A 6,380-nucleotide genomic window follows, 5' to 3' on the forward strand; every position below is an offset into this window, starting at 1 on the left:
CCATAGAATCTCCCACAGGTTACTGCACAGGTCTTCGAGCCTGCGGTTACCTAGTGGGAGCTGGCTTGCCGGCGATAGGGCCAGCCCAGGCAACACAACAATCAGCAGTCAGTCAGCTCCAAGAAGATCGCCGCCAGGCGCTCCAGCCCCACCTGGTCCGCCTCGCTGAATCGCGCCAGCCTCGGGCTGTCCAGGTCCAGCACACCAATCAGCCTGCCCTCCTTCACCAGCGGTATCACCAGCTCGCTGTTCGACGCACTGTCGCAGGCAATGTGCCCCGGGAACGCATGCACGTCCTCGACCCGCTGGGTCTTGCCGGTGGCAGCCGCCGCGCCGCACACGCCTTTGCCGAACGGAATGCGCACGCACGCCACCTGGCCCTGGAACGGGCCCAGCACCAGTTGCCCGTTACGGTTGAGGTAGAAGCCCGCCCAGTTCAGGTCGCCTACCTGGTGGTAGAGAAATGCCGAAAACTGCGCGGCATTGGCGATGAAATCACGTTCGTCGGCAAACAGCGCCTGCACTTGCGCCGCCAGCAGGTGGTAGCCGTCGAGGCCGGCGCCACTGGCATTGAGGTCGATCATTTACTTTTGCTCCAGCAATTGCAGCCCGACCCAGTAGCGAGCGAACTGATAGGCACAACGGCCATTACGGTTACCGCGGCCGGTAGCCCAGCGCACGGCGAGAATTTCCAGCGCTTCGTCACGCTGCCAGGCCAGCCCGGCCGGGGCCGCCAGCTGGCCGATCCAGTGCTCGACCACGTCAAGGAAGTGCGCCTGGGTGAACGGGTAGAACGACAGCCACAGGCCAAAGCGGTCGGACAGCGCGATCTTGTCCTCCACCGCTTCACTGGGGTGCAGCTCGCCGTCGACCCTTTTCCAGTTTTCGTTGTCGCTCTCCTTTTCCGGCACCAGGTGGCGGCGGTTGGAAGTGGCGTACAGCAGGACATTGTCCGGTGCCTGCTCCAGCGAGCCATCGAGCACGCTCTTGAGCACCCGATAGTCGCCCTCCCCGGCCTCGAACGACAAGTCGTCGCAGAACAGGATGAAGCGCTGCGGCAGCTTCTGCAGTTGCTCGACCACGCGCGGCAGGTCGGCCAGGTGGTCGCGTTCGATTTCGATCAGGCGCAAACCGGCGCTGGCGTGCTCGGCCAGCAGCGCACGCACCAGCGACGACTTGCCGGTGCCGCGCGAACCCCACAGCAAGGCGTGGTTGGCGGGCATGCCTTTGATGAACTGGTGCGTGTTGCGGCCCAGCTGGTCACGCTGTTTGTCGACGCCGATCAGGTCGGTGAGGCGGATGTCCAGGCTGACTTCCAGCGGCAGCAGGTAGCCGCTGCGGCCATCGCGCTGCCAGCGGGCAGCCAGGGTGGTGGCCCAGTCGATGTGCGGGCGCGGGGCCGGCAGCAGGGGTTCGAGGCGCGCCAGTACCGATTCGGCGCGGTCCAGGAAAGCGATCAAGCGAGCGTCCATGACGACTCCTAGCAATTTCAGTTTTTTGGGGCCGCTGCGCGCCCCTTCGCGGGCTTGCCCGCTCCTACAAGGATTGTGTTTGGCCTGGGGCCCGCGAAGGGGCGCAAAGCGGCCCCCGCTTGGCGATCAACTGAAATGAACAGACAGACCCACCAGCAGCCGGGGATGATCGGCTATGCTTGCGCAGCGCAAGGAATGGGAAACCAGCTCGGAACTCATGGATATCAAGTTCACCAATCGCCTGTCATACAAGCAAGCCCGGTTGACAGTCCTGGTCGGCTTCATCCTGGGAACATTGCTCAGTCTCATCCAGATCGGCATCGATTATGCCAGCGTAGACGCATCCATCAACCGTGAAGTGCGGGCCTTGCTGCAAATCAGCCACAACCCGGCCTCGCGTATCGCCTACAACATCGACTCGGAACTGGCCCTGGAACTGACCCGCGGCCTGCTGCAGTCGCCGGCGGTGATCCGCGCACGGCTGATCGACAACAACCAGACGGTCCTGGCCGATGTCGAGCGCCCACGCCTGCAAGACCGTCTACGGCCGCTGAGCGACTTCCTGTTCGGCGAACAGCGCCAGTTGAGCGAAAGCCTGTACCTTACCCATATGCCCGAGGAATACCTTGGCACCCTGTACCTGGACGTCGACACCTTCGCCTTCGGCAGCCGCTTTCTCGACCGTGCCGGCATCACCCTGCTCAACGGTTTTGCCCGCAGCCTGGTGCTGACAGGCCTGCTGCTGGCACTGTTCTACCTGATGTTGACCAAGCCACTGGTCACCGTTATCAGTGCGCTCAGCGGCAGCGACCCGCGCAAACCCCGGCAAACCCGCCTGGAATGCCCGCACGGCCACGAACTTGATGAAATCGGCGTGCTGGTGAAAGTGGCCAACCAACAGTTCGTCAGCATGGCCACCGAAATCGAGCAGCGGCGCACCGCGGAAAACCGCCTGACCCAGTACCTCAACGAGCTGGAAGACATCGTCTCGGCACGCACCAACGAGCTGAAGGCCAGCAACAGCAGCCTGAGCCTGACCAACCAGGAGCTGGAACAGGCCCGCCGGCGGGCGCTGGACATGGCCCAGGCCCGCGCCGCCTTCCTTGCCAACATGAGCCACGAAATCCGCACCCCGCTCAACGGCATGCTCGGCATGATCGCCCTGGCGCTGGATAACCCGTTGCCCAGCGAGCAACGCCAGCAGCTGGCGATTGCCCACGACTCGGGCAAGGTACTGGTCGAACTGCTGAACGATATTCTCGACCTGTCCAAGTTCGACGCCGGCCAGCTGGAACTGGAGCGCATTGCCTTCGACATGGGCTCGATGGTCGAAGACACCGCCAACCTGCTGTCGCAGAACACCGCACAGAGCGTGGAGCTGACCTGCCTGATCGCCGGCGACTTCCCCAGCAGCGTGCTGGGCGACCCCACGCGGGTGCGGCAGATCGTCAGCAACCTGCTGTCCAATGCCTTGAAGTTCACCCGCTTCGGCCGCGTCGATATACGCCTTGAGCGCATTGCCGGCGGCGTGCGCCTGCAAGTGCGTGACACGGGCATCGGCATCCCTGAAGAGGCCCAGGTGCGCATCTTCCAGCCCTTCACCCAGGCCGGCGCCGGGATCACCCGCCAGTACGGCGGCACCGGCCTTGGCCTGGCCCTGACCCGCAACCTGTGCAAAGCCATGCAGGGGCACCTGCAGATAAGCTCCGAAGCGGGCTTTGGCAGTTGCTTCACCGCCGAGCTGCCGCTGGCTGCGCACACTGAAGCCATCCCGCCACAGCCCCTGCAAGGCCGCGTGGCCGCCCTCAGTGCGGCGGGCAGCGGGCTGCACGAGCTCTTGCAGCGCGTGTTGCCCGCCTGGGGCTTGAGCTACCAGCGGCACGACAGCCGCATGGCCCTGCAGGCCACCGCGTTCGACCTGTTGATAACCGATGACGTGGACCATCTATTCGAACTGCGCCCGGCCCTGCAAGCGCCGATCCTGCTGGTTACCGCCTACGGCAACTTCCTTTCCCAAGAGCAGTCGCTGGCTTTGGCACCGCTGCACCAGCTGGCCCGCCCGCTGGCGCGCAACGCCTTGTACCAGACCCTGCGCCGAACCTTGCAAGGCCATGAGCCGGAACACCCGCTGGCCACGCCGCCCGTGACCCAGGGCGAAGGCCGCGCGCGCATCTTGTTGGTAGAAGACAACCCGGTGAACCAGCTGGTGGCCAAGGGGATGCTGGCCAAGCTCGGTTGCCAGGTCGAACTGGCAACCCAGGGCGCCGAGGCCCTGGCGGCGCTGGAACGGCAACCCTTCGACCTGGTGCTGATGGACTGCAACATGCCGGTGATGGACGGCTACGAGGCCAGCCGGCGCATTCGCCAGAGCGGCCGCTGGCCGCACCTGCCCATCGTCGCCCTCACCGCCAACGCCATGCCCGAAGAGCGCGAGCGCTGCCGGGCCGCGGGCATGAACGACTACCTGGCCAAACCGTTCCGCCGCGAAGAGCTGCTGGCGCTGGTCGACCACTGGGTGCCGCTCAGCGGCTGAGCAGGCGCTCGATGTCCGCTTCCAGTGCCTGCGGCTTGGTGAAAGGCGCATAACGCGTGACCTGGCCACTGGCCGGGTCGAGCAGGAACTTGGTGAAGTTCCACTTGACCTTCTGCGAGCCAAGCAAGCCTGGGGCACGCTGCTTCAGTTCGACATACAACGGGTGGGTGCCGGGGCCGTTGACGTCCACCTTGCGGAACAGCGGGAAGCTCACGCCGAAATTGCGTTCGCAGAACTGCGCAATTTCCCGCGCCTCGCCCGGCTCCTGCTGGCCAAACTGGTTGCACGGAAAGCCCAGCACTACCAGGCCACGCCCGCGGTAGGCCTGCCACAGTTGCTCCAGCCCCTTGTACTGGGGGGTAAAGCCGCACTGGCTGGCGGTATTGACCACCAGCAACGCCTTGCCGGGGTAGTCGCCGAGGGTCTTGTGCTCGCCGCCCAGGGTCACGCAGGGAATGTCCAGTATCGATCCAGCCATGGTCGGGCTCCGGTCAGTCGCGCGGGCGCAAGTCGATGCACACCGAGTTGATGCAGTAGCGCAGGCCAGTCGGTGGCGGGCCGTCGGGGAACACGTGGCCCAGGTGCGCATCGCAGCGGGCACAGGTGACTTCGGTACGGATCATGCCATGGGAGGTGTCGCGGATCTCGATCATCGCGCTGTCTTCGATCGGCGCGTAGAAGCTCGGCCAGCCACAGCCGGAATCGAACTTGGTCTGGGCGTCGAACAACGGCAGGCTGCAGCAGATGCAATGGTAAATGCCGTCGCGGCGCTCGCTGTTGTACTTGCCGCTGAACGGCCGTTCGGTGCCCTTCAGGCGGCAAACCTGGTACTGCTCGGGGTCGAGCATCGACCGCCATTCTTCCAGGGTTTTCTCGATCTTTTTCATGCAGGAACCTCGGCAGGCTGAAATTCACCCCACGCCGTCTTTTCCAGGGCGCGGGCGGCACGTATATTAGGTGGCTTCGTGTGCCAGGCGTTCAGTCTGTCACCCGCTTCCTGCCCTTTCAAACCTTTCGGCGGGGCGTAGCGCGTATTCTCAATCGGGATCCCATCATGCAGTTCAGCAAATCGAACAAGCTCGCCAATGTCTGCTATGACATTCGCGGCCCAGTGCTCAAGCACGCCAAGCGCCTGGAAGAGGAAGGCCACCGCATCCTCAAGCTGAACATCGGCAACCCAGCGCCCTTCGGCTTCGAGGCGCCCGACGAAATTCTCCAGGATGTGATCCGCAACCTGCCCACCGCGCAGGGCTACAGCGACTCCAAGGGCCTGTTCAGTGCACGCAAGGCGGTGATGCAGTACTGCCAGCAGAAAGAGATCGAAGGTGTCACCATCGAGGATATCTACCTCGGCAACGGCGTCTCCGAGCTGATCGTGATGTCGATGCAGGCGTTGCTCAACAACGGTGACGAGGTGCTGATCCCCGCGCCCGATTACCCACTGTGGACCGCTGCCGTGAGCCTGGCCGGCGGCAAGCCGGTGCACTACCTGTGCGACGAGCAGGCCGACTGGTTCCCCGACCTGGAGGACATCAAGGCCAAGATCACCCCGAACACCAAGGCCCTGGTGATCATCAACCCGAACAACCCGACGGGCGCGGTGTATTCCAGGGAGTTGCTGCTGGGCATGCTGGCGCTGGCCCGCCAGCACAACCTGGTGGTGTTCTCCGACGAGATCTACGACAAGATCCTGTACGACGAAGCCGTGCACATCAGCACCGCCTCGCTGGCGCCAGACCTGCTGTGCCTGACCTTCAACGGCCTGTCCAAGTCGTACCGGGTGGCGGGCTTCCGCTCTGGCTGGCTGATCATTTCCGGGCCCAAGCACCATGCGCAAAGCTACATCGAAGGCATCGACATGCTGGCCAACATGCGCCTGTGTGCCAACGTGCCGGCGCAGCATGCCATCCAGACCGCGCTGGGCGGTTACCAGAGCATCAATGACCTGGTGCTGCCACCTGGGCGCCTGCTGGAGCAGCGCAACCGCACCTATGAACTGCTGAATGACATCCCTGGGGTAAGCTGCGTGAAGCCGATGGGTGCGCTGTATGCGTTCCCGCGGATCGACCCGAAGGTGTGCCCGATCCTCAATGACGAGAAGTTCGCCCTTGACCTGCTGCTGTCGGAGAAGCTGCTGATCGTTCAGGGTACCGCGTTCAACTGGCCGTGGCCGGACCACTTCCGCGTGGTGACCTTGCCGCGGGTCGATGACCTGGAAGCGGCAATTGGGCGGATCGGCAATTTCCTGCGCACTTACTCGCAGTAAGTAACGGCCTCATCGCCGGCAAGCCAGCTCCCACAGGGATCGTGTCAGGGCTAACAGGTGTTTGCCACAAGGTATGCAGCGCCTGTTGGAGCGAGCGCCGCCCGCGCGG

6 protein-coding genes are annotated in these 6,380 nt (G+C 64.0%); 2 read left to right on the plus strand and 4 right to left on the minus strand.

Annotated features, from left to right (window positions below; translation table 11 throughout):
• Positions 1–101: 101 nt before the first annotated feature.
• Together B3361_RS21670 and B3361_RS21675 are read right to left on the minus strand one after the other, a co-directional pair.
• The gene (locus B3361_RS21670) at positions 102–584 is read right to left on the minus strand and encodes a GAF domain-containing protein (RefSeq protein WP_054906258.1); all 483 of its coding nucleotides are present in this window, start codon (positions 582–584) and stop codon (positions 102–104) included.
• Positions 585–1,472, minus strand: a complete 888-nt coding sequence (locus B3361_RS21675) for an ATP-binding protein (protein ID WP_029887959.1) — start codon at positions 1,470–1,472, stop codon at positions 585–587.
• 175 nt (positions 1,473–1,647) lie between these two features.
• Here B3361_RS21675 and B3361_RS21680 point away from each other — a divergent pair, with 175 nt between their 5' ends.
• Positions 1,648–4,005 (plus strand): hybrid sensor histidine kinase/response regulator, encoded by a 2,358-nt coding sequence (locus tag B3361_RS21680; RefSeq protein WP_054906257.1) that lies wholly within the window; start codon positions 1,648–1,650, stop codon positions 4,003–4,005.
• Here the strand turns inward: B3361_RS21680 and B3361_RS21685 are convergent.
• Both B3361_RS21685 and msrB read right to left on the minus strand, forming a co-directional pair.
• Entirely contained in the window at positions 3,995–4,483 is a 489-nt protein-coding gene (locus B3361_RS21685) for a glutathione peroxidase (protein WP_009682840.1), read from the minus strand. The two genes, B3361_RS21680 and B3361_RS21685, sit on opposite strands and share 11 nt — an antisense overlap.
• Positions 4,484–4,496: 13 nt before the next feature.
• A complete protein-coding gene (gene msrB / locus B3361_RS21690) occupies positions 4,497–4,892 on the minus strand; it encodes a peptide-methionine (R)-S-oxide reductase MsrB (protein ID WP_009682839.1) in 396 nt (131 codons plus the stop codon).
• 167 nt (positions 4,893–5,059) lie between these two features.
• Here msrB and B3361_RS21695 point away from each other — a divergent pair, with 167 nt between their 5' ends.
• The gene (locus tag B3361_RS21695; protein WP_009682838.1) at positions 5,060–6,271 is read left to right on the plus strand and encodes a pyridoxal phosphate-dependent aminotransferase; all 1,212 of its coding nucleotides are present in this window, start codon (positions 5,060–5,062) and stop codon (positions 6,269–6,271) included.
• The last annotated feature ends 109 nt before the right edge of the window (positions 6,272–6,380 follow it).

Origin of the sequence: Pseudomonas sp. UBA6699 (assembly GCF_002454615.1) — a bacterium.
In the GTDB taxonomy this organism is placed as follows: Bacteria; Pseudomonadota; Gammaproteobacteria; order Pseudomonadales; family Pseudomonadaceae; genus Aquipseudomonas; species Aquipseudomonas juntendi.